22 protein-coding genes are annotated in these 23371 nt (G+C 38.7%); 1 reads left to right on the top strand and 21 read right to left on the bottom strand.

What is annotated here, in order from left to right; all coding sequences use genetic code 11:
- Positions 1-95 precede the first annotated feature (95 nt).
- From M1Q06_RS12440 to M1Q06_RS12455, 4 genes are all read right to left on the bottom strand, one after another.
- Positions 96-713, bottom strand: coding sequence for an HAD family hydrolase (locus M1Q06_RS12440; RefSeq protein ID WP_434399803.1), 618 nt, complete (start codon positions 711-713; stop codon positions 96-98).
- A gap of 183 nt (positions 714-896) precedes the next feature.
- Positions 897-1478, bottom strand: a complete 582-nt coding sequence (locus M1Q06_RS12445) for a competence protein ComK (protein WP_434399805.1) — start codon at positions 1476-1478, stop codon at positions 897-899.
- A gap of 681 nt (positions 1479-2159) precedes the next feature.
- Positions 2160-2633 carry a hypothetical protein gene (locus tag M1Q06_RS12450; RefSeq protein ID WP_434399806.1) on the bottom strand — a complete coding sequence of 158 codons (474 nt, stop codon included), beginning with the start codon at positions 2631-2633 and terminating at the stop codon, positions 2160-2162.
- Between the two features lie 112 nt (positions 2634-2745).
- Positions 2746-3627, bottom strand: a complete 882-nt coding sequence (locus M1Q06_RS12455) for a glycerophosphodiester phosphodiesterase family protein (RefSeq protein ID WP_434399807.1) — start codon at positions 3625-3627, stop codon at positions 2746-2748.
- Between the two features lie 368 nt (positions 3628-3995).
- Here M1Q06_RS12455 and M1Q06_RS12460 point away from each other — a divergent pair, with 368 nt between their 5' ends.
- The gene (locus M1Q06_RS12460; RefSeq protein ID WP_434399808.1) at positions 3996-4292 is read left to right on the top strand and encodes a YrhK family protein; all 297 of its coding nucleotides are present in this window, start codon (positions 3996-3998) and stop codon (positions 4290-4292) included.
- Positions 4293-4462: 170 nt separating this feature from the next.
- Here the strand turns inward: M1Q06_RS12460 and M1Q06_RS12465 are convergent, their stop codons facing one another.
- The 17 genes from M1Q06_RS12465 to M1Q06_RS12545 form a co-directional block, all read right to left on the bottom strand.
- Complete coding sequence (locus M1Q06_RS12465; RefSeq protein ID WP_434399809.1) at positions 4463-5194, bottom strand: SIS domain-containing protein; 732 nt, start codon at positions 5192-5194, stop codon at positions 4463-4465.
- 25 nt (positions 5195-5219) lie between these two features.
- Positions 5220-5489, bottom strand: coding sequence for a phosphocarrier protein HPr (locus tag M1Q06_RS12470; RefSeq protein WP_434399810.1), 270 nt, complete (start codon positions 5487-5489; stop codon positions 5220-5222).
- A gap of 19 nt (positions 5490-5508) precedes the next feature.
- Positions 5509-6231, bottom strand: coding sequence for a GntR family transcriptional regulator (locus M1Q06_RS12475; RefSeq protein ID WP_434399811.1), 723 nt, complete (start codon positions 6229-6231; stop codon positions 5509-5511).
- A 5-nt stretch (positions 6232-6236) separates the two neighbouring features.
- Entirely contained in the window at positions 6237-6977 is a 741-nt protein-coding gene (gene nagB, locus M1Q06_RS12480) for a glucosamine-6-phosphate deaminase (protein ID WP_434399813.1), read from the bottom strand.
- 5 nt (positions 6978-6982) lie between these two features.
- Positions 6983-8143, bottom strand: coding sequence for an N-acetylglucosamine-6-phosphate deacetylase (gene nagA, locus M1Q06_RS12485; RefSeq protein WP_434399814.1), 1161 nt, complete (start codon positions 8141-8143; stop codon positions 6983-6985).
- Positions 8144-8205: 62 nt separating this feature from the next.
- Entirely contained in the window at positions 8206-10119 is a 1914-nt protein-coding gene (gene nagE, locus M1Q06_RS12490) for an N-acetylglucosamine-specific PTS transporter subunit IIBC (RefSeq protein ID WP_434399815.1), read from the bottom strand.
- A gap of 260 nt (positions 10120-10379) precedes the next feature.
- Complete coding sequence (locus M1Q06_RS12495) at positions 10380-11609, bottom strand: nucleotide sugar dehydrogenase (RefSeq protein WP_434399816.1); 1230 nt, start codon at positions 11607-11609, stop codon at positions 10380-10382.
- A gap of 79 nt (positions 11610-11688) precedes the next feature.
- Complete coding sequence (locus M1Q06_RS12500) at positions 11689-13203, bottom strand: lipopolysaccharide biosynthesis protein (RefSeq protein ID WP_434399817.1); 1515 nt, start codon at positions 13201-13203, stop codon at positions 11689-11691.
- Positions 13204-13257: 54 nt separating this feature from the next.
- Positions 13258-14232: a glycosyltransferase family 2 protein gene (locus M1Q06_RS12505; protein WP_434399818.1), complete on the bottom strand. Its 975-nt coding sequence runs from the start codon at positions 14230-14232 to the stop codon at positions 13258-13260.
- Positions 14229-15446 (bottom strand): O-antigen ligase family protein, encoded by a 1218-nt coding sequence (locus M1Q06_RS12510; protein WP_434399819.1) that lies wholly within the window; start codon positions 15444-15446, stop codon positions 14229-14231. Before M1Q06_RS12510 ends, M1Q06_RS12505 begins: the two co-directional genes overlap by 4 nt.
- 9 nt (positions 15447-15455) lie before the next feature.
- The gene (locus M1Q06_RS12515; RefSeq protein WP_434399820.1) at positions 15456-16580 is read right to left on the bottom strand and encodes a glycosyltransferase family 1 protein; all 1125 of its coding nucleotides are present in this window, start codon (positions 16578-16580) and stop codon (positions 15456-15458) included.
- Between the two features lies 1 nt (position 16581).
- Positions 16582-17763 carry a glycosyltransferase family 4 protein gene (locus M1Q06_RS12520; RefSeq protein ID WP_434399821.1) on the bottom strand — a complete coding sequence of 394 codons (1182 nt, stop codon included), beginning with the start codon at positions 17761-17763 and terminating at the stop codon, positions 16582-16584.
- 26 nt (positions 17764-17789) lie between these two features.
- The gene (locus M1Q06_RS12525) at positions 17790-18866 is read right to left on the bottom strand and encodes a capsular polysaccharide biosynthesis protein Cps4G (protein WP_434399822.1); all 1077 of its coding nucleotides are present in this window, start codon (positions 18864-18866) and stop codon (positions 17790-17792) included.
- A 4-nt stretch (positions 18867-18870) separates the two neighbouring features.
- Positions 18871-19998, bottom strand: coding sequence for a non-hydrolyzing UDP-N-acetylglucosamine 2-epimerase (gene wecB / locus M1Q06_RS12530; protein ID WP_434399823.1), 1128 nt, complete (start codon positions 19996-19998; stop codon positions 18871-18873).
- Between the two features lie 3 nt (positions 19999-20001).
- Complete coding sequence (locus M1Q06_RS12535; RefSeq protein ID WP_434399824.1) at positions 20002-21114, bottom strand: polysaccharide biosynthesis C-terminal domain-containing protein; 1113 nt, start codon at positions 21112-21114, stop codon at positions 20002-20004.
- Entirely contained in the window at positions 21111-22136 is a 1026-nt protein-coding gene (locus M1Q06_RS12540; protein WP_434399825.1) for a polysaccharide biosynthesis protein, read from the bottom strand. Before M1Q06_RS12540 ends, M1Q06_RS12535 begins: the two co-directional genes overlap by 4 nt.
- Positions 22109-23371 (bottom strand): glycosyltransferase family 4 protein, encoded by a 1263-nt coding sequence (locus M1Q06_RS12545; RefSeq protein WP_434399826.1) that lies wholly within the window; start codon positions 23369-23371, stop codon positions 22109-22111. The genes M1Q06_RS12540 and M1Q06_RS12545 overlap by 28 nt, the downstream gene beginning before the upstream one ends.

Raw genomic sequence — 23371 nt, forward strand, 5'->3', positions numbered from 1 at the left:
TGCGCTACTACGCAGTTTGTTCCAATAGTTCAGTAGAGCTGCTGAAAATACAGCCAGAAGCCTGTCCTGTCCGAAATGCCAAGCTTTTCATTTCTTCATCCGAACAAGGCCAATAATTCCTCAAACTCCTTCAGCTTATAATCATACTCATCCACGTCCCCAAATCCATACGCCGCATAGACAAACGGGAGTCCAGCCATTTTCGCTGCCTCATGGTCGCCTTTCGTATCACCGACATACACGGCCTTCGCCACCTCGTTCCGCTCCATGATCAATTGGATGTTCTCGCCTTTCGATAAGCCCGTTCTCCCCGGATTCTCAAAGTCAACGAAGTGACTATCCAATCCGTGGTATTCATAGAAGCTTTCGATATAGCCTTCCTGGCAATTGCTGACGATGTACAAATTGTATTTCTGTGACAGCCGCTCCAGTACACGCTCCACACTCTCATACAATTGCCCGCCTTGTTTTCGCAGATACTCACATTCCAATTGCGAGGATTCTTCCGTCAGTTTTTCGCATTGCTCTTTCGAGAGATGTGGAAACAACTTCTCACCGACTTGATCCGCTTGCAGCCCCATGATGCCTCGCAAATCGTCTTTCGTCAGCGTTTCGTCTACCCCATTATCAGCCAATACCCGGTTCCATACCGCTACCGACACGTCGAGCGGATTCCAAAGCGTGCCGTCCAAATCAAAAATGATGCTATCCATATGTATAACTTCCTTTCCTCTGTGTTTTCTCCAGTTTACCGCATCAGGAGAATTGTGTCTTACACAGGGACGCAAAGCGAGACGAATCCCATTCCATCAATCTTCTCTACTCCTGAATTGTGTGGTGCACAGGGACACGAACAAGAAAAAAGAGCAGGCAACAGCCCACTCTCCCCCTCTCATCTATTCCAAAGCCTTATGCTCATAATTCACTTGCCCAGCCTGCTTGACCAAATGATACGTCGTCTCTGGCATCACCCGGCCACTTTCAAAAAATCGCTTCTGCGCTTCCATCTTGAACTGGAGTTCATATGCTTTTTCCATGCGGCGCTGGATCGACTTCTTGCTGCCATCGAGGATGATCGAACTGCCATTGCTCAAATTGACCTTCGTCGTGCAGCCATCTATGCTGATGCATTCCATAATGTGCTGCAAGGATAACCAGACACAGCCATCCAAAAGCGCTGATTTGCTTGGCAATAAAATAACCCCTTTATCGCGATCGATGATGATCGGGTTCTTGTTAAGCTTGCCAAGAATCGCCGCTGAGCCTTCCACCGCGCCGCGCATGCTCGAGCCCCGGAAGCGCAAATTCGTATCAATCAAATCGAAGGGCTTCGACTCGACTTTGATCATGCCGTCCGTATGGTAAATCACCGAGTTCAAGCAACCATTTTCATCATAGTCCGGCAAAATCAATACGGTATCTTGCCCGATTTCCTTCTCTATGTTCATTTCCAACTTGAAATTCTTACGCTTTCTCACGTTTCTATCCCCTTTTGTGGTTTTTGATGTATTTCTTTACCGAAAAAGGAGTATACTAACTAATAGTTGGTACACTCCAACTGACTGCCTCCGGATGTTTGTCGGCCAAGACTATGACATCCGGGGGTTTCTTTTTGTCTTTATCCCCCTAACAGTGAACACAGCACACCTCCCCATTTCTATATTCATCGTCAGTTTCGAGAACATCTATCCGATTCATTAATACGCCACAATCATTATCGCGGCATATTACCTTCTTCCACGCCTGAGAGAAACGCCAATCAGCGAACACTAAACTGATGGCTGGTCGACCCAATCGGGCTCTCACGACCGTTGATCTCCAACGAGTGCATTCGGATTTCTTCTAGCCGCTAAAGCGGAATAAAATTTGTCGCTCTATTCTAACTTTTATCATTATATAGTTTTTATGGTCTACTTGTATAGATATTTTTTCCTTTTTTAAACGAAAATGGTCATTAGTTTATTAAAGCTATTATGACCTGTGAAAATGACTAGAGTTAAGCTTAATTATGCCGTTTTCTAGCTTAATTTAAGCAAAAATAAGCTTATTTCCTTCGCTGCAGATTACCTCCACTTTGCGGATTTGATCAAAAAAAGCCTGCTTTTCAGCAGACTTCTTTCAACAATCCGTATACAGAACCTGAAAATGTATTAAATCCTCTACACTTTCATCTGTCCGACCACAGCCCACTGGCCCCATCCTTTTTCAACCTGTTCCAGCTTCTCGTTCCAATACTTCACATACATCATGTCTGCTTGTTCGCGTGCGAAAAATTGGCGGTGCTGTTGTTCGGTCAAATAATAAGCCTGGAGTTCCGCTACGCCCATACGCCTCGCTTTCGCCACGCGATGATTGCCGTCGATCAACTTGAAAAATTCCGGACGCATCCAAACAATGATTACCGGCTTCGTAACATCCGCTTCCGGAATCCATGCCTCATCCAAAGAGTCCGAATCCGTCCCTTTTGAAGGCGGCGCGATTTGTACGACTGACAAATCGACTTGGTCCAAATTGTTGTCAATCCACGTTTGCACATGCGTGATATTCCAAGTGAACGGAAAACCGCCGAACGTTTCATCATCGACCACCGGTACACAAGGCGTAAAGTTTCGATTCGCTTTTAGTTTTCTCATCCGCTTACCTGCTTTCTGAATTGTGTCTTGCACAGGGACAAAACCAAATACAAACCCTCACCTTACAGCTTTTTTCGCCCTGAAATTGTGCCGTGCACAGGGACGCTAACAACTATTTCAAACTGCTAACAGCTTCAATATCATTCGTGAAGATCCCAGTTGCTCCCCGGGATTTCAGCTTCTTCCCTACTGCCAGTTTGTCGACAACAAAAGGATGGACCAATAAGCCGGCTTCTCTTGCAGCAGCAATATATGCCTCATCCGCCTCCCTGTGGCTAACTCCAATACCGACGGCATATTCCCTATACAACTCAAAAGTTTCAGGGGAAGGGATTACTTGCTCCGAGTCGTCTATCAATTGGATGAGTGGTATATCGTCGGCCAATTCATGAATCGTCTTTAAACTCTCTGAACTAAACGACTGGATAATCACTTTGCCTTTCGATAGAGACTCGTCCAACAACTCAAACTGATCGAGCAATTCCAGCAGCTTCTCTTCCATTTCTTCACTTTCAGCCGGTTGCTTGGTTTCAATGTAATAATTGGCACTGTCACCGAAAGCTGTAAAGATTTCCTCAAGCGTCGGAACTTGAATGCCTACATACTCATCTTTCGCTCTGTCCGGTTTTTCAGCATTGAACCAGGCACCCGCATCCAGTTTCTTAATGTCCGCCAAGTCCATTTCCGCTACTTTTCCGCTGCCATCGGTCGTGCGGTCCATAGTATCGTCATGCAAGGCAACCAGAACGCCGTCTTTTGTCATCTGTAAATCAATTTCAATAAAATCTGCACCCATATCCATCGCCAGTTGATAGGATGCCAACGTATGCTCAGGGGCAATTGCGCTTGCCCCCCGATGAGCAATCAAAAGAAAGGCATCTTCATCCAATAAAGCAGACTGCTGATCATTTTTACCGGCATTTCCTAAAATATAAATAGCCGCACAGATCATCACTATCACTAGTATAATTAACAGTTTTTTCAATATTATCATCAACCTTCACACTATAATGTTGTGAATACACTGAGTCGTTTTTGACACAGGGACGCGAATTTTTAATATTGCTATACTATGATCAAAAGCGATTATCATGGTTTTTGGTAAGACGCCTCCCGTCGAGCTACTGGTAATAGCCAACACGCCTTTTACTTTCTCTAGAGTTATTAAGGACATTATATCCGTCAATTTCTGGACAAACAATACCCTCAAATTTCGGACATTAAGAAACGGCAAGGAATACATACGGAAAAAAGAAGACCTTTTAATTTTCGTCAGTTTAGGGTATAGAAAAAATGAAACAACAACAAATTGTGCGTGAATAAACGGAATTGGCACCGTATCTTTAGGGGGTGCATCCACTAATGCCACAAAAAAACGGAAATGATTCTTCGGAAATCGAGTTGAGCTCTAAAAATCACGAGCTTTACATTCGCAACCGCTATAAGTTCTACTACAATATCAACGATGTCTTGATTGCGGTTTGGTTCATACTGGGCAGTGTTCTGTTCTTCTGGAAGGAAACTGAAACGATAGCGATTTGGTTCTTCCTGTTTGGAAGCGTCGAGCTTCTCGTTCGCCCGCTGATGCGCATATTCAGCGAAATTCACTTAAAGAATATCCGCGGAAAAACTGGCTCTGACGATAATTCCGGCCACTGAACAGTCGGGGTAAACGATATCAATAATACAGGATTTACTTTTCTCTCCCCCTCTATTCGTTACCGAATAGAAGTACTAGCAAAAAGCCAGCAACCGGGTCGACCGGTTGCTGGCTTTTTGCTTGAATTGTGCCGTGCACAGGGACACTAACTACTACAACCACACAACCACTACAACAACGAAATCCGCTCCTGATACTTCTCAATGAGCCGCGCATTATGCGCATCCGCCCCGTCGATATTGCCGCTCAAGAAAATGGGTGGCGCAAAACCGGAATTAGCCATACTCTTAATCGCTTCCGCAAAAATCGCATTCAGCATCGTGGCTCCGACCACAGTAGAGGTCGGTCCAAAAGGAACTTCGACGTGTTCATACGACAAGATGGCATCCCCAGACACCGAATGATTGTCGATGACCAGATCCACAGAATCGAACAGGTACTTGCCAGACTTGTGGCGTGAAGACTGGCCCCCTGAATATTCGAGCGATGTGATGCCAATGACAAATGCGCCTTTCTCGCGAGCCGCCAGTGCCACGTCCACCGGCACTGGATTACGGCCGGATGTGGAGATGACAAAGACCACATCGCCAGTACGGAAATCCTGTTCCTGCAAGAACCCGGCGGCGTAGTCATTTTTTCGCTCCAGCTGGGATGACTGGACCGCACCTTCATGAAGCATAAGCGGCTCGACAAAAATCGGCTTGACTGGCACCAATCCACCGGCGCGGTAGAATACTTCTTCTGTCAAAATATGCGAATGGCCGCAGCCAAACAATTGAACGATGCCGCCTGCTTGGATCGCATCTGACACTTTTTCAGCCGCCGCAAGCATCGCCGGCCCTTCTTGTTTTTCCACAAGCTCCAAGCGTTCCTGCACTCGTTTAAAATAATCGCTTAACATCACTCGTCCACCTCAACTCACTGACTTACGCTTTTCCTAGCCCTTCCGCTACGATCAATTCTTCCACTTTGGCCATCAAGGATTCTTCATCGCTGCCATCGGCTGTGATTTTGATGGCGTGGCCTTTGGAGACGCCGAGTGACATGACGCCCATAATGGACTTCAAGTTCACTTCTCTTTCTTTATACAGCATTTTGACATCCGCAGAAAACGGCGATACCGCTCCTACTAATTTGGAAGCTGGTCGTGCGTGAAGCCCTTCGTCGCTGATGATGGTGTAGGTTTTTTCAATCATTTCCATTTCTCCTTTGCGCTTACCGCTGAATTTCGGTCGTGAATTTATAACGGTCGGCCCGGTACGTGCTGCGGACCACTTCAAATGGCAGATCGCCTTCAAGAAAACTGATGCGTTCAATCATGAGGATTGCTGCGGGCGGTTTGATGTGCAGCAAATCGGCATCCTCTTTCTTCACCAGCTCTGCTTCTATACGCTGTGTAGCGTGGCTGATTTTCAGTTGCTGCTTGTTCTCGATGACCGCATACAGCGAGCCTTGAAACGACTCTTCGGTCAGATTCGGAAAGCGCTTGACCGGCAAAAAGGTGCGTTCGATGGCCATTGGCTTGTCGTCCGCAAAACGAATGCGCTCGACAAAATACACTTGATCGCCGTTGTTCAGTTGCAACTCTTGTGCGACGTCGGCATCCGGCTCCAAGATTTCAAAACCGATCAGTTTACTGCTCGGTACCATGCCGCGCGACTCCATGTCTTCCGTGAAACTGGTCAAGCCATTGAGCGGCTGCTCCACTTTTGGAGAGGCCACAAACGTGCCGCGCCCTTTTTCCCGGTACAACAAGCCATCATTGACCAAATTGGTGATGGACTGGCGCACGGTCATGCGGCTTACCCCGAAGCGTTCGGACAATTCGCGTTCTGAAGGAATCGACGTGCCAACGGAAAAGTCGCCTTGCTGAATTTGTTGCTTCAGCTGTTCTTCTATTTGAATGTAAATGGGAATCGGCGATTGTTTGTCCAGCACAGCATTCACTCCTTTTCTGCCGCTGCCAGGCTATAGGCTTCCTCGTCTACTATGAGTGTAACATGAGGATGCTTCCATAAAAACGACACCGGAAAATCTTCACTGACCCCGCCAGCCAAAAACCGCTTCACTGCCGGCGCTTTCTTTTTGCCGGAAGCAAGCACCAAGATTTGTTCACTTTTTAGAATCGACTGAATGCCCATCGTAATGGCATGCGTTGGCACACTATCTAGGTCGCTGAAAAACCGCGCATTGCTCTTGCGTGTCGATTCTTCAAGCTTAACGCAATGAGTCAGGCTCGTTTCAGCTGTACCGGGCTCATTAAATCCGATATGGCCATTCGTTCCGAGTCCTAGAATCTGCAGATGCGGCGGGCCGATTCTATCAATTAATGCCTCATAGCGCCGGCATTCCTCTTCTACTGGAGAAGCTGTGCCGCTTGGAATATGGGTATTGGCCAATTGAATATCGATGTGCTGGAATAGGTGTTCATTCATAAAATAGCGGTAGCTGTTCGGATGGTATGCGGAAAGTCCACGGTATTCATCCAAGCTGATGGTTTGAACATGCTTGTAAGAGATGTTTCGTTCACGGACGCCGCGGATCAGCTGCTCGTAAAGGCCGAGCGGCGTCGATCCGGTGGCGAGTCCAAGTACCGAACGGTTGTTGTTCAGGATCTGCTGTTCCACCAATTTTGCCGCGCTGCTGCTCATCTCTTCGTAGTTTTCGACTCGTATCAGTTTCATCACAGTCATTCCTTCCTGTAGGCGATTGTCCCTCGGCAGATGGTCAGTTGGACGTTCAAGTCTTCATCCAGTATGGCGATATCCGCATCCGCACCATCATGGATTTTTCCTTTACCTGCCAATCCCAGTTCGTTTGCCGCGTTGGCGGAAGTCATGACTACCAACTCATTCACACTGCAACCGGTGATAGACTGCACATTCTGAATCGCTCTATCCATCGTCAAGATGCTGCCGGCTAAAGTTCCATCCGCAAGCCGCGCGTCTTTTTTCGTTACCTGTACATCCTGTCCGCCCAAATCATAGACGCCAGGTGGCAGGCCTTTCGCGCGCATTGCATCGGTAATCAACATCAAGCGGTCCGCCCCTTTTTGGCGAAATGCCATTTCGACGGAAGCGGGATGGCTGTGAATGAAATCGGCAATGACTTCGACCATCAAGCCCTCTTCCATCAACGCCGCTCCCACAACTCCCGGCTTGCGGTGATGGAACGGGCTCATTTGGTTATAGAGATGCGTCACGTGGCTCGCGCCGGAGCGAACGGCTGCCTGTACTTCTTCAAAAGTGGCATCAGAATGGCCGATGGAGGTAATGATGCCATCGTCTGTCAGCTTTTTGATAAACTCCATGGCGCCGTGGGTTTCTGGCGCTAAGGTAATTAAACGGATCTGGTTGCCGCTGAGTTTTTGCCATTTTTGAAACAACGGATACGACGCTTTGACGATGTGTTCAATCGGCTGCGCCCCTGCACGTTCAGCGGAAATAAACGGCCCTTCCAAATGAACACCAAGCATTTCCGCTTGCCCTTCACCAGCTTGGAACTCACGGATATTGTCTAGCGCCGCTGAAATGGCCTCATCCGATTGCGTCATCGTGGTCGCGAGAAAACTGGTCGTGCCTTCTTTTGGCAAAGCTTTCGCTAAACCAACCAAGGCTTCCGATGTAGCGTCCATCACGTCATGCCCTGCCGCCCCGTGAATGTGGACATCGATAAATCCGGGAAACGCGGTCCAGTTTTTGCCGCTTGCTTCAATATGAACGTCTGCTTCTACGTCGATCTTTTCGGCGACGCGGCTTATTTGGCCGTCTTCGATGAGGATATCTCCTACAATACTTTCTTCCACCGCATCCGCAATGGTGATGCCCGAAATCAATAGGCTGTTCTTCACGTTGATCCCTCCTTACGAAAAACCAGGAGAATCACGATGGATGTCCTGGCTTTTCTGTTTTTCTATTCAATTTTCACAATGGAATGGGTTCCTTGTGGTTGATCGCCATCTTTTAAGATGATGACTTTTTGGTCTGTCAGGTTAGTGAAAATGACCGGTGTTGCAAGAGATGGTGCATTGGCGTCCAAGAATTCCAGATCCAGCTTCAGCAATTTGTCTCCGCGCTGGACGAGCTGGCCTTGTTCAACGAATAGCTCAAAGCCTTCGCCATCCAGTTTGACGGTATCCAAACCGACGTGAATCAAGATTTCAATGCCAGTATCGGTTTCGATGCCGATCGCGTGCTTCGTCGGGAAGACGCTGACCACACGGCCATCTACTGGTGAATAAAGCACATCTCCAGTTGGCAAGATAGCAAAGCCAGGTCCCATCATTTCTTTTGCAAACACATCATCCGGCACTTCTGATAGCGGAATGATTTTCCCTTGGATCGGCATTTCGAAATCTTTCGGGATGATTTCTTTCATGGCCGGTTCCTCGTTCGACGTATCTTCAACCGCTGCGGTTTCTGTTCCAGCTTCAGGAGCCGGATTGCCGTTTGCCACGCGCGGTTTCATTGCATCTCCTAGGAATTCGACAGCCGTTCCGATGACCACTTGGACATTGGTTTTATTGATTTTCATGACGCCCATCGCACCATGGCGCTTCAAGGCTTTTTCATCCACGAGATCTGCATCTTTCAGTGTCATGCGCAGACGCGTCGTGCAATACTCGGTCGCGACAATATTATCCGCGCCGCCCAAAGCTTCAATCGTGTTATAGGCTCTTACATCAATTGCGTTATTGCCTGAAGCCGCATTGTCTGCATCCTCGTCTTCGTCTTCACGGCCAGGTGTTTTCAAATCCAGTTTGACAATCAAGAAATAGAAGATAAAGAAGTAAATGACGCCGAACACGAGTCCCATCACCAATAAAATGAGCGGGTTGGTCGCGAGCCCGAAATTCAGCACATAGTCAATCGCTCCGGCAGAAAAGCCGAAACCGTGATGGATATCCAAAGCATAAGCGACCATCATCGACACGCCCGTTAGTAAAGCGTGGACGACATACAACACAGGCGACAAGAACATGAACGTGAACTCAATCGGTTCTGTGATCCCTGTTAAAAATGACGTGAAGCCGATACTGAAGAACATCCCGCCAACCAATGCTTTGCGTTCTTTTTTCGCTGCCGCGTACATCGCAAGACAAGCAGCCGGAAGCCCGAACATCATGATTGGGAAGAACCCAGACAGGAATGGTCCTGCCGTTGGGTCTCCTCGTAGGAAGCGGTTGATTTCTCCGCGCACGACTTCTCCACTGGCAGTAGTGAACGTTCCGAAATCAAACCAGACAATTGTGTTGATGACGTGGTGAAGGCCTGTCGGCAACAACAGTCGGTTCAAGAAACCGTAGGCGCCAACGCCAAACATGCCTGCATTTAAAATCCAGTTGCCGGCACCGTCAATAAGATCCTGGATCGGAGGCCACGCAACACCGAGCACACCCGCCAAAATCGTCATGGCTGCAGCTGTAATAATCGGCACAAAGCGCCTGCCGCCGAAAAAGGCCAGCCATTGCGGGAATTTCACGTTATAGAACTTATTGTACAACAGACCTGCGACAATACCGGAGATAATCCCGGCAAAGACGCCCATATCGATCGTCTCGTTAATCGTGACGATCGCCGACGTCAACACCAGATACGCAATGGCACCAGCCAACGCCGCTCCCCCGCTGCCATCATGTGCAAGACCCATCGCAATCCCGATGGCAAAGATAATCGCCAAGTTATCGATAATCCCCGCTCCTGCCGCTGACATGAACGGAATCCCAAACACATCATCTTGCCCCAAACGCAGCAGCAAAGCCGCAGCCGGCAATGTCGCAATCGGGAACATCAACGATTTCCCTATTTTCTGCAGAAAACCAAACATAAAATTTCCACCCCTTTATGTATTCTTAATTTTCACTATAGCTTTTAGAGGTATAGTTGTCTATACCAATTAAGCAATTAAAGTAAAATGTCTCACCTTTATTGAAGTGGAGTATTGCAAGATCCCAAAGAGAGAGGCAGGAATTTGGCTCTTAGTTACAAGGAAGCCTGAACGGTAATTAAATTGTAGAAAGGGGCTGTCCCAAAAAGTCGTTTTAAGACTTTTTGGGACAGCCCCTTTCTATTTAAGAGATCAAGCAATTATAACTTATAAAAGCCTTTATCCTCATTAGCAATATTCTTAGTATCAAGCACTAACTTACCTTTTAACGAATTTAAGTTCTCTTTAATATGGTCATGCCCTACTAGCAATACTACAATTTCAACTTCATTTAGAAACTCATTGAAATCCATCACTTGATCTTCAACTATTTGTTTTTCTACAAATGGATCATAAGATTTAACACCAAAGGCTAAATGTTCATCTAAGGTTTCAAGCAATTGTAGAGCAGGACTTTCTCTAGTATCATCCACATTTTCTTTATATGCCAAACCATATAAACCGACCTTAGAAATATCACTAATGTTATATTCACGCATAATGTCGCGGATACGCTTTAATACATGTGATGGCATTGAGTCGTTGATCTTGCGGGCAGCAAGAATTAGATTTGTTAAATCTGGATAGTCACCAACTAGGAACCAAGGATCTACCGAGATGCAATGTCCCCCAACGCCTGGACCTGGCTGCAAAATATTTACACGTGGGTGCTTGTTCGCGATTCGAATAATCTCATATACATCCATATTGTCTGCTCGACAAATTTTAGCTAGTTCATTAGCAAACGCGATATTCACGTCACGGTATGTATTCTCTACGACTTTAGACATTTCAGCTGTACGAATATCAGTTAATACAATTTCAGCCTTACAGAAGCTAGCATATAATTCTTTGATACGTTCTCCAACTTCTAGGTTATCTGCTCCAATAGTTCTTGAATTATACTCTAGCTCATGGACCATGTTTCCGGGAATAATCCGTTCAGGTGCATGCAACAAATGAATATCTTCACCAATTACAAATCCTCGTTTTTCAATTTCAGGGCGAATATAGCGATCGATGGTACCGGGGGAGATAGTAGACTCTATTATTACTGCCGCTCCTTTTTCACATACATTAAGAACATTATTTAAAGCGGCAATAACATAAGTGGCATCTAGTTTCTTACTTTCTGCAATATATGGTGTCGGAACAGCTAATATATATGCGCTAGATTTTTGATACTCAGTAGAAAACTCTACTCCGTTTCTTAGAGCTTCATCAAATAGTTCTTGGAGACCTTCTTCTTGGAATGTTAACTTTTTTTGATTTAGAGAAAATACTAAGCTTTTATTTAAGTCTGTTCCTATGACTTTCACACCGTTTTTTGCAAACATTAAAGCCGTAGGTAATCCAATATATCCCATTCCAACTACATTAATAAGTTTCATAGTAGTTTCCGCTCCTTTCCTAACAAGTTAATAATAGTAATATGTACTTTTAAATATTTAATAGTTTTTTGTTTAAAATTTAATTACTTTTTTCAAAAAAAATTTTCCAAATCTCTTTTCTACTGCTTGAGCTAAGTACAAAGAAATTGATAAATACAAGCGACATTATTGTTACTGATATAAATATCCAGAATAACTCAAACCAACTGTTAACTTCGTGAAAATATTCAATGAAATTACTTACAATTATCACCACACTAGTGCTTAATATCGCCTTTATAATTGTAGTATAGAAAAATTTGTTTTCTTCGTTCAAACATTTAGCTGCATATTGAATAGTGAACAAAATAAATGTTAATATACTCACAATAGCAGAAACAATAGGTATTACTAATAAACCATAATCAGTTATTGATAAAATAATTAAGATTATAATAACTTTTAATGCCCCTGTACATAACATAACTAGAGAGGGGATTTTCAAACGGTTGGTAACTGTGAAAACATTTGCAAGCATATTCCCTCCGCTTGTAATAACTAAAGCTATTAGGGAAACTATTAAAAGTAAATAAAGATCACTTTCACTCTCGTTAGGCAGCCAAAGTTTGAAAAAACGATCTCCAAACACTAGAAAAAGTCCTATAGGTATTGCAATTAAGCTAGTGGTGAATTCCATAGAAACCTTAACTGAATTTGCGAGGTTTCTTTGATCTTTCGAATAAATCATTAGAAATCGAGGAACAAATAGCATCGTTAGGATAGATATCAAAGAAAGTATGAGTGAGTTAATGCTATTAACTATAGCAAATTGTCCTGCCGCTAAAGCAGTAATAAAAATATTTGCAATTAATAAATCCAATTGCGTAAGTAAAACATTACTAAGCTGATTTAAAGAATTCCATATTCCTGAAGATAGGAGTTCTTTAATTGCACTAATACTAAAATAATCCTTTGAAAATTTAAGTTCAGGAAGTAATTTCTTAGTATACTGAATATTAGTAATAACTGTGAAAACAGTTACTACTGCAGTTGTTAATGTAACAAAAAAGATTTTGGGGTCGAATAAAGTGAAAAGAAGTATTAATATAACTACTCGTATAATATTACCTTGAATTAATCTTATTGAAGTTAAATCCAATCGATTTTTAGTAAACGGACCAATAGCAAAAATATTGCCAACTAGTGCAATTATTATATTTATAAAAACAAATAGAAATGTAAACTTTACATCTTCAATTAAAGAATTCGGTATATTCAGTATACTATTTAAGAATACTAAAAAAAAAGTAAAAGGAAGGATAAGTAACGAGGATAAAATCACATTCGAAATTAGTACCGAATTGTAATATTTATTAGCCCCTTCTATCCTATTCGAGTTTATTTCAATAGAAATGAATCTACTAGCCATTGAGTTTAGAGCTACTGTTAATACTCCAATTATAATTACAAAATTGTTTGAAAGAGCAATAAAACCAAAAGCTTCACTGCCAATATTTCTAACTATAAAAGGAGTAAGAATAAAAATAACTCCTATATTTATTATAAAAGCTAGTATAGATGCAACTAAATTTATTAGCATTTGGTTTTTTCTCATAAATTCACACTCTGTCTTTCTTATTTTAAAATTAAATTTTATAAAACTAGAAAGTTATTTACTTAAAACTCGCTTACCCACAGAATAATAAAATAGTTTAAACGGACCCAATCCCAAAAAAAGTATCCATCCAAGAATATTATACTTAAATCCGAAATCTCCTTTATTCTTAGTTTCAAGCAATAAATTTCTCACTGACTTTACCAATAGTTTTGGATACTTTTTATTATTGTATCCATTATTAAGCATTCTTATTGCAGTAATTATATACAATCTTAACTGAGATTTATTACAGTATTTTACTGAACTTGATGAATGTGCTCTCAATTCTTCTTTCATAAGTTCATATGCTTTTGTTACTGTAAAGAACCTATCATTAATCTCTGAACTCGAACTATTGGAATGTCTAATGTAATGATAACCAAATGTAGGTATGAAAACTACTTTGCTAGATTTCACCATTGCTATTGTATTGAATAACAAGTCTTCATACATATTAATATTTTCGTTTAGAAAATCAGACTTGAATACTTCCGACCTGTATAACTTGTTGCATAAATGTCCCATATAAATTTCACCTTTAAATAACTCTTCTATAGCTTCATTATTATCAAAAATTTTTATATTATCACGATTGGTACTTTTTTGTACATTTTCATTTTCCTCGCTTACGTATCCGCAAACAGCGATTGTAGCTTGATACTTTTCTATTGCTTTTACTAATTCCATGTAATAATCTTTTTCAATCCAATCATCACTATCAACAAATCCGATATAATTTCCTTCTGCTACTGAGAGTCCTATATTTCTTGCCGCGGAAACTCCACTATTTTCAATATTTATAACTTGAATTCTGTTATCTATATCTCTAAATTCTTCACATATTTTTAGTGATGAGTCGACTGATCCATCATTTACGATGATGATTTGCAAATTTGAATACGACTGCTGAATAATACTTAACAAACATCGCTCTAAAAATAATTCAGAATTAAAAACTGGTATAATAACAGAAATACATTTATTCATTGAATCACCAATTCTTTATTTATTTGTTTTATTCTAAAAGAAATAATAAACCCAAAGAAAAACCATAGCTCGGAAGAAACTAAATATGTTCCACTAAATAAAAGCATAGTTAAAGGAAACAAAGCTAATACACCTAAATAGAATATTTTCAAGTCTTGTCTTACTAACTTTAAAAACTTAAAAAATATGAGTATTGATACTATAGAGAATGTAATTAGATAAACAATTCCACCACTAAGCAGAATTTCTAAAATTATGTTATGGGGATTATCCATATGAGTGAAATATCCAAAAGGTCCATACCCTAGTAATGGTTGATCTAGTATTAGATTAATTGCCTGTTGATAGACTATTTCTCTGTTTGAAGTTTGATTCCATTGAATTGCACCACTTTCAATATATGAAAATGCTCTGTTAAAGCCATTTTGAACGATTTCATTCTTGCTAAATTGTATAAAAGGAAGGACACTTACAACCAGTGTAAAAATGATTTTCTTAAATTTAATTAAATGTAAATTTATAAAGAAAAGTAACACATATGTAAGTATGTAAACTAAAACCAATACGGAAGCTCCTCTCCCTCCTACTATAAATACAGAAAGTGCAGTTAGAGGAAGAAATACTGTTGATAAAACTTTATAAATGGTTAGATGTACAAATTGAAATCTTTGTATTTTTATGTTTGTGAAGTTTAAAAATAAATTTAATCCAAAAGCAAAAGCTGCTATATATGATAGAGTCTGATTAGTAGCCCCACCTATACCCGAACTGTAGCTTCCTTGAAGAACATTTGCTAACACACTCACAATGGCAGCAATTGAACTCATAAGCATTACTATATCAAGTGATTTTATTAAGTAAACTACTCTTCCCTCCACTGTGAAATAAACCCCAATTAAAAATGCCGGTAATGACCAAAGTAAATAATATGTAAAAAACATATTGGAAAACTGAGAAGAACCGCTAATAAAAAAAGAGAATAAATATGACAAGGCAATAAATCCAGGGATTAGAAGTATAAGATAATGAATTTTCCTATTAAACTTAGCAAAGTCTATTAAAAAAAATAATACACTTGTAATGGAAATAATAATAGTGAAGTACTTATAAACACCACTGCTATTTTCACCTAAGTAAGTCAATCCAAAGAGAGCAAAAAAAACAAAAAAGGCATGAGATCCAAAAATACATATAATAGGTATTATAATTTTCATAATCTACTCCTAACCTTGCGCGCTTTGAATTGATTTTAAATAATATTGTAGTAACTTTGGTGCTTGATTTTTTATATTAAATAGAGAGTTGTTTAGATCAGTGTTTAACCTTTGCTTATTAGAAAAATTATTATCACAAATTTCTTCAGCCCATTTTTGAGGGGTATCTTGAATATCCAAAAAACATGTTTTATTGAATAAATTCACCTCTTTAGGGACTCTATTCGAAACAAAGCAACTTAGCCCTGTCATTTGTGCTTCAATTACGCTCATCCCAAGTCCTTCGAATTTAGATGGAAAAATAAAGAAATCTGCAGCAAACAAAAAATCCTGAACGTTTTCTTTTTTCCCTAAAAAAATTACATCTTTTTCAATTTCAAGTCTTTTAGATAGTAAATTTAATTCTTCCTTTTTACTACCGTCTCCAATTAAAAGTAGTTTAGTATTACTATTGAGATTTTGAATCTCTTTAAATATTTCCAGAAGAAATGCATGATTTTTAGCGTCAGTAAACATACCAGAATGAACATACACTGTGGCATTCTCTATCATCAGTTTTTTTCTATATTCTTCTCTTACCTTTTGTTTAAATGCGAATTTTTCCGTTTCTATACCATTTACTATGACTTTAAAATTCGGTTTTTCTATAATCTTTTTTCCATAGAGCCATTTTCCAGCTTCTATTGAACAAGCATAAAAATCAGTTGCATAAAGTGGCAAAAGTTTTTTAAATGCTATTCTCTTTGCAATAGTTATAAAATTATTTGCAGGGTAATGGCTATGGCTATGTGAAACTCGAACAGGTATTCCTGCTTTCTTAGCTATTTTCAAAGGTATTATATTTAAGAAATTTTGATGTACATGAACTATTTTATAATTCACATCGTTTGATAAAACCTTTTTAAATTCTCTTTCAAAGCTTTTCTTGTCAATATGGAGAGGTGGTACTCTGTATATAATTCCTCCTAAACTTTCTACTTCGGGTTCAAAATACTCGATTTCCGGAGATTGTACAACAAAATCAAACTGCACTTTACTTCTATCAATATGTCTATAATAGTTCATTAAATTTGATTGAACGCCTCCAAATGTCAACTTAGTAATTACATGTAAAATTCTTATAGGTTTATGCATATTAATCCTCATTAGTGTATACTTTTTTTATTTCTTGCATATACTCGATACTCTTATCACTATAATCGTATCTATTTCTCACCATCTCTATTGCATTATTTCGCATCTTTTGATACTCATTAACCGGCATAGAAATACAATCAATAATCTTTTGCCTAAAATCATGTAAGTTTTCTTTTTCGAAAGTAAATCCGTTATTAAATTTTAGACGATCTGTATTGATACTATTGTTTTCAGATACTACGGGCAATCCACAAGCTTGGGCATCATAAAAACTTAAACTACACTGCTTTGGAAAAATTGATAAATCTGAACTTTGATAAAACTTGGCTAAGTCTTTGTATTTTTGGGTAGGAAACCTTAAGATTCTATTCTCGGATTTCTCAAATATTTTTTCGACTTCAGATCCATAATGGCCGTTACTATTTCCCACTACTAGTAAAACTACATTTTTTTCATTAAACTTGTTTACAAATACATTTGCTAGTAATTTTGCACCTTTCGCTTCATCTAACTTCCCAGTGTATACAATTACAAAGTCTTCATCGCCTATGTTTAATTCTTTTCTAAAACTTCTTCGCATTTGTTGATCTTCTTTAAATATCAAGGTATCAGATCCCACAGATATCCAAGGTGATTGGCTTAGAGGAATACCTAGGTGTTTCTCAACATAGTTATCATTTTGTGTTCTAATTACTGGTATTTCATTTTTTACTATTATAGGAGAAAAAAATGATCTATAAAAAAATCTAAAAACCTTATTAAACTTATTTACAGATGCCATTTCTAACATGTGACTATCCAGAACTAGTGGAAACTTCTTTTTTTTGTACCTTAATAAATATCTCATCGCTGTTAACGAATCGTTGCCATGAACATAAATTACATCTGGATTAAGATCACTAACCACTTTAAACAGTTCTTTTTCAAAAACAGCTCTACCACTAATAAAACCTTTTGTATCAACTCTTTTTATTTCAACGCCAGTATCTGCAGTGTATTCTTGGTCTTTCAAACTTATGTCGTCTTTTCCAAAGAAGTCTGTTAAAGACTCCGGCGCCTTATTAATTTTAGAAGTAATAACATAAACTTTATGCCCTTGATTTACCATGTATTTTGGAAGTATATTTATTTGATATCCCGCGTCAGGATGGAAAAAATCCTCAATATGAACAATCTTCATAGATATATACAACTCCAATTATCTTATTAATTTTCACTAAAAAATTTTTGAATCCTTTTATTAAATATAACATTATCTTTTTTGACTTCACTAAGAAATTCTTCACAATTATCTATGAGATCTTCTTGATTTAGAGATTGATAATACTCATATAGATTATTACATAAAAGAGGGTCTTCTAGATTCACGCTATATCCAAAATTAAATTTGGTACTGACACTTTCCATGAATGTACCAGGGGAGACCAGTATGGGTCTTGCTAATTTAGCTGCATAATACAATTTATTAGAAAGAGCGTAATCTAAAAGTGGCGAATTATTACCATATAAGTTATAGACTATATCAGTTTCTCTATAATAGTCTAATGTATCCTCTGGATTGAACTGATCAATTAGCACTACATTTTTAATGTCATTCTCTACGCAAAAGCTTTTCAATGCATAAGCATCTTTACCAATAAATTTTAAAACAAATCTGCTATCGTTTTTGAATTTTTCAATAACTTTCTTATTTTGATCATGAAATCTAATTAATCCAATACAGGAAATTCTGATTTTTTTTACTTTTTCTTTTAATCTAAGTTCATATATTTTATGAGCATCAATGTCAACATCATTATGAACTAAGGTGTAATTATTTTTCGGTAAAAACTCTTCGTATCCCTTAGAAGAAATAACAGTAATATATGACTTTTTAATTATATTTTTCAGTAAATGATAAAAAAGAAAGTTTTTTTCTAGTGTGTAGTCTCTTATATCTAACACATACCTTTTGTTGTATCTTGATATTAACTCTTTATTTAATAATAAACTCACACTGGTTTGTAAAATAACTAGACCATCATATTTATTTTCTTTCAAAACTTTTAAAGCATAGTTTTTGAATTTAATATATCCAAGAACTTTCCGAAATTTACTTTGTCCTTCTTCCATATTAATATTAAATCTATAATGATTTACTGCCCCTATGTCTTCCCCAACGTCATGCCTATCCCAATAAATAACGTCGTACTCATCTTTCATTAAATTAGTATATTTTTCTATATAAGGACATAAATACATATTATTTAAAGATATAAAACAAAATCTTTTCTTTTTTCTCATAACTTCAATCCTTTTTCCAAACTACTCTGTTAATGTAATCAGTATAGGACAATATAATTCGTAAAACTTTATCAGCAACATTTGGAACCTTATAATCATTAACATCTTTCAAACTGTTTTTGTCTTGAATATCTATGATTTTTAATCCTTGTAAGATTCTTTCCTTTTTTAATCCTGTCATTATAACTGCTGCTTCTTCCATTGCCTCTGGTCTTTCATGAGTTTCTCTGATATTTAAAGCTTTGAATCTTAATATTGATGACTCTTCACTTATAGTGCCACTATCACTTAGAACAACTTTTGCGTTTAATTGTAACTTTACATAGTCATTAAATCCTAAAGGCTTAAGCATTTTAACTAAAGAGTGAAATTGCACTTTTTGATTCTCAATCATATTTTTTGTTCTTGGATGAGTGCTTATAATAATAGGTAGTTGATATTTTTCTGCTATTGAATTTATACTCGCTACAAGCTCGAGAAAGTTTTTGATTGAATTTATATTTTCTTCGCGATGTGCAGATACTACGAAGTATTCCCCTTGTTCTAATTGTAATTTTTCTAAAATTGTTGATTTTTCTATCGTGGCTTCTTTAGATTTCAGCACCTCTAACATCGGACTTCCAGTTTTGATAATACGATCTGCGGGAAATCCTTCTCTTAGTAAGTATTCTCGAGCTATATCACTATATGTAAGGTTAATATCAGCAATATGATCAACGATTTTACGATTTGTTTCTTCGGGTACACGTTGGTCAAAGCAACGATTTCCTGCTTCCATGTGAAAAATAGGTATCTGTTTACGTTTTGCTGCGATCGCACTCAAACAACTATTGGTATCACCTAAGATTAAAAGTGCTTCTGGTTTTACTTGATCGAAAATAGGATCAATCTTCACTAAAATATTGCCGATTGTTTCAACTGCAGTTCCATTAGCTGCATTTAAGAAATAATCTGGTTTTCTAAGATTAAAGTCTTCAAAAAACACTTCATTTAGTTCATAATCGTAATTCTGTCCGGTGTGAACCAATACATGCTCGATCGCTTCAGATTGTTCTAGTTTATTGATTACCGCAGACAAACGAATAATTTCAGGCCTCGTACCTACTACAGTCATGACTTTCATCTTTTTCACAGGTCAAACCTCCACAAAATATGTATCAGGATTATTTGGATCAAAGCTTTCATTGACCCACATAACAGTTACTAAATCTGTTTCTCCTGTATTAACGATTGAGTGAGTATACCCTACTGGTATATCCACAACTTCTAGTTTTTCGCCAGTGACCTCGTATTGGATCACTCTATCACTATCCAATTTCCTGAAACGTATAACCCCTTGGCCGCTCACCACTAAAAACTTCTCGTTTTTCGTATGATGCCAATGGTTCCCCTTTGTAATACCAGGCTTTGAAATGTTCACAGAAACTTGACCGCGGTCTGGAGTTCTAATGAATTCGGTAAACGATCCGCGTTGGTCTTCGTTCATCTTCAAATCATAAGAAAACTGGTCTTCAGGTAAAAAGCTCAAATACGTACTGTAAAGCTTCTTATGAAGGTCATTGTTCATGTCCACAATAGACAAATCTGAACGACTTCCCTTAAAACTCTGAATAAGAGTGGCGAGTTCTCCCAGCTTAATCTCATGAGTTACAGGAATCGCGCAATAGTCGTTTTCTTTTTTAGCATTGTCGTTCAAAGCATTCATAAATTCTTCTAGTACATCATCGATATAAGCTAAATTTAAATGTGCTTCGGGGTTATTGACTTGGATTTCTAAGCCCCTTGCAATGTTGTAACAATAAGTTGCTACTACAGTATTGTAATTTGGTTTACTCCATTTTCCAAACAGATTAGGAAGTCTGTACACATAAACCTCAACACCTTTGTCAGTACCATAGGCTAAGATTTCATCCTCCCCTGCTTTTTTACTTTGGCCATAAGGATTATCTTTATTTGCTTGAATTGATGAGCTTAGCAATATAGGGCAAGAGTTATCGTTTTCTTTGAGTTGAGTAAGCAACTCTTTAGTTAAACCATGATTCCCCTTCATAAATTCATCTTCATTTTTAGGACGGTTTACTCCAGCTAAATGGAAGACAAACTCACAATCTTTTGTATACTTTTTTAAATCTTCAAACGAACTTTCTCTAGTATAAAGATATAAGTTTTCATATCCATGGTTTCTCAGTTCTGCGACCAAATTTTTTCCTACAAAGCCTTCTGCTCCTGTCACAAGGATTTTCTTCATACAGTAACACCCATTTTTTCAAGTTCGTCTTGTACCACATCTAGGGTCAAAAGAAGTTTTTTGATTTCATCCATGGAAAGTCTGTGGGTATTATGTGAGTTATACTCCCAGCCTTCTGAAATTTCTTCTTCACCTTCAGTGAAGAACTTGTTGTAATTTAAATCTCGGTTGTCAGCAGGAATGCGATAGTACCCCCCCATGTCAGTAGCTACCGCCATTTCTTCACGAGTTAAAAGTGTTTCAAAGAGCTTTTCACCATGACGTGTACCAATAACTTCAATTGGATTGTCCACTTTAAATAACTCTTTTAAAGCTTGTGCCAATTCTCCAATAGTGGAGGCAGGCGCTTTTTGGACGAAGATATCCCCTTGAGCAGAGTTTGTAAAAGCGAATAAAACTAATTCTACTGCATCATCTAAAGACATTAGGTAACGAGTCATGGATGGATCTGTTACAGTTAACGGCTCTCCAGCTTTGATTTGTTCAATGAATAATGGAATTACAGATCCACGAGATGCCATAACGTTTCCATAACGAGTTCCACTTATTGTTGTATCTTCAACATCTACTGTCCGTGATTTTGCTACCGTAACTTTTTCCATCATTGCTTTAGAGATGCCCATAGCATTTATTGGATAGACTGCTTTGTCTGTAGATAAAGAAATAACTTTTTTTACATTGTGTTGGATTGCAGAATTCAACACATTTTCTGTTCCAAGAACATTTGTTTTAACTGCTTCCATCGGAAAAAATTCACAGGACGGGACTTGCTTCAACGCTGCTGCATGGAACACATAATCTACATTATTCATAGCCATGTTAACGCTGTTGATATCTCTAACATCGCCAATGTAGTATTTCACCTTATCATTGTTTAATCGTTTTCTAATGTCTTCTTGTTTTTTTTCATCACGCGAAAATAGACGGATTTCTTTAATATCCGTGTCTAAAAATCGTTTTAAGACTGCATTCCCGAAAGATCCTGTCCCGCCTGTTATAAGTAAAGTTTTTCCTTTGAACATAGTTTTCCCTCCGAAATTGGAGCTTCCCCGAAATAACTATCCATTCGATTTAGGAGCTCATCTTTATTAAAATTAGCATTGTAATAATTCCTTGCATTATGACCTATTTCTGTTAATTCATTTTGCGACTTTGCAGATAAGTTTATAATCTGCTCAGCAAGCATCTCAGCATTTCCAGCAGGACTACAAACGCCACCCTTTGATGAATTTATCAATTCATTAGTTTCGCCATTAGCTGAAGCAATCGTTGGAATACCGCATGCCATATAAGACTGCAATTTAGCTGGAATAGTTTTTGTAAATAACGGATTATTGGATAGACTTAGGAATGCAGCATTATTAGCTGCCATTAATTGAGGAATTCTAGTAGCCGGTTGTTTGGGGATGAAATTAAACATGTCCTCAAGTTTAGAATCTTTAACTAAATTAATCAACTCAGTTTTATATCTACCATCTCCGACTATATTAAAACGTATTTTACTGTTATAATTTTTAGATTTGATTATTTTTGCAGCCTTGGGCAAAATGTCCAACCCTTGAGCTTGTCCTATATTACCTGCAAAAATGATATTAAAAGAATTATCGTTTGGAATTTCTGGAACTATATTTTTTTCTACAGGTACGTAAAAATCCTCAGCGAACTGAGGCCAATATTCAATCTTACTCTTCGGAACTCCACGTTCGTGAATAGATTCCACAAAACTTTTAGAAGTAGTAAAGATTTTATCGCAACTTTTATAAATGTAATCCACCATCTTACCAATTGATCCTAGAATATATTTATTCTTTATGCCCGTTATTATTTCTACATTTTCTGGCCATAAATCTTGTACATAAACATAACAAGGAATTTTTCTTTTCTTTGCGTACCAAACTCCTGGCAGCGCTTGGGACATAGGAGAAACTTCAAAGATGAATACATAATCAGCCTTTATTTTAGCTAACACTTTCCATATGTATCCAGAGAAAACAAACGATGAATAGTTAAGAGCTAGCATTAACGGATTGTTTCCTCTGGGTACAAGAGGAATCCGAACAATGTCAATACCTTTATATTTTTCTCTATTCTTCTTAAGAATTCCATAACCATCATAATACTTACCTTGAGGATAATTAGGTATACCAGTAACGACAGTAACCTTATAGCCCCTATTTATCCATTCAGCACATATATCGTTTATCCTAAATTGTTCTGGATAGAAATATTGTGAGATGACAAGAATATGTTTTTTCAT

This window comes from Planococcus sp. 11815 (assembly GCF_051096385.1).
In the GTDB taxonomy this organism is placed as follows: domain Bacteria; phylum Bacillota; class Bacilli; order Bacillales_A; family Planococcaceae; genus Planococcus; species Planococcus citreus.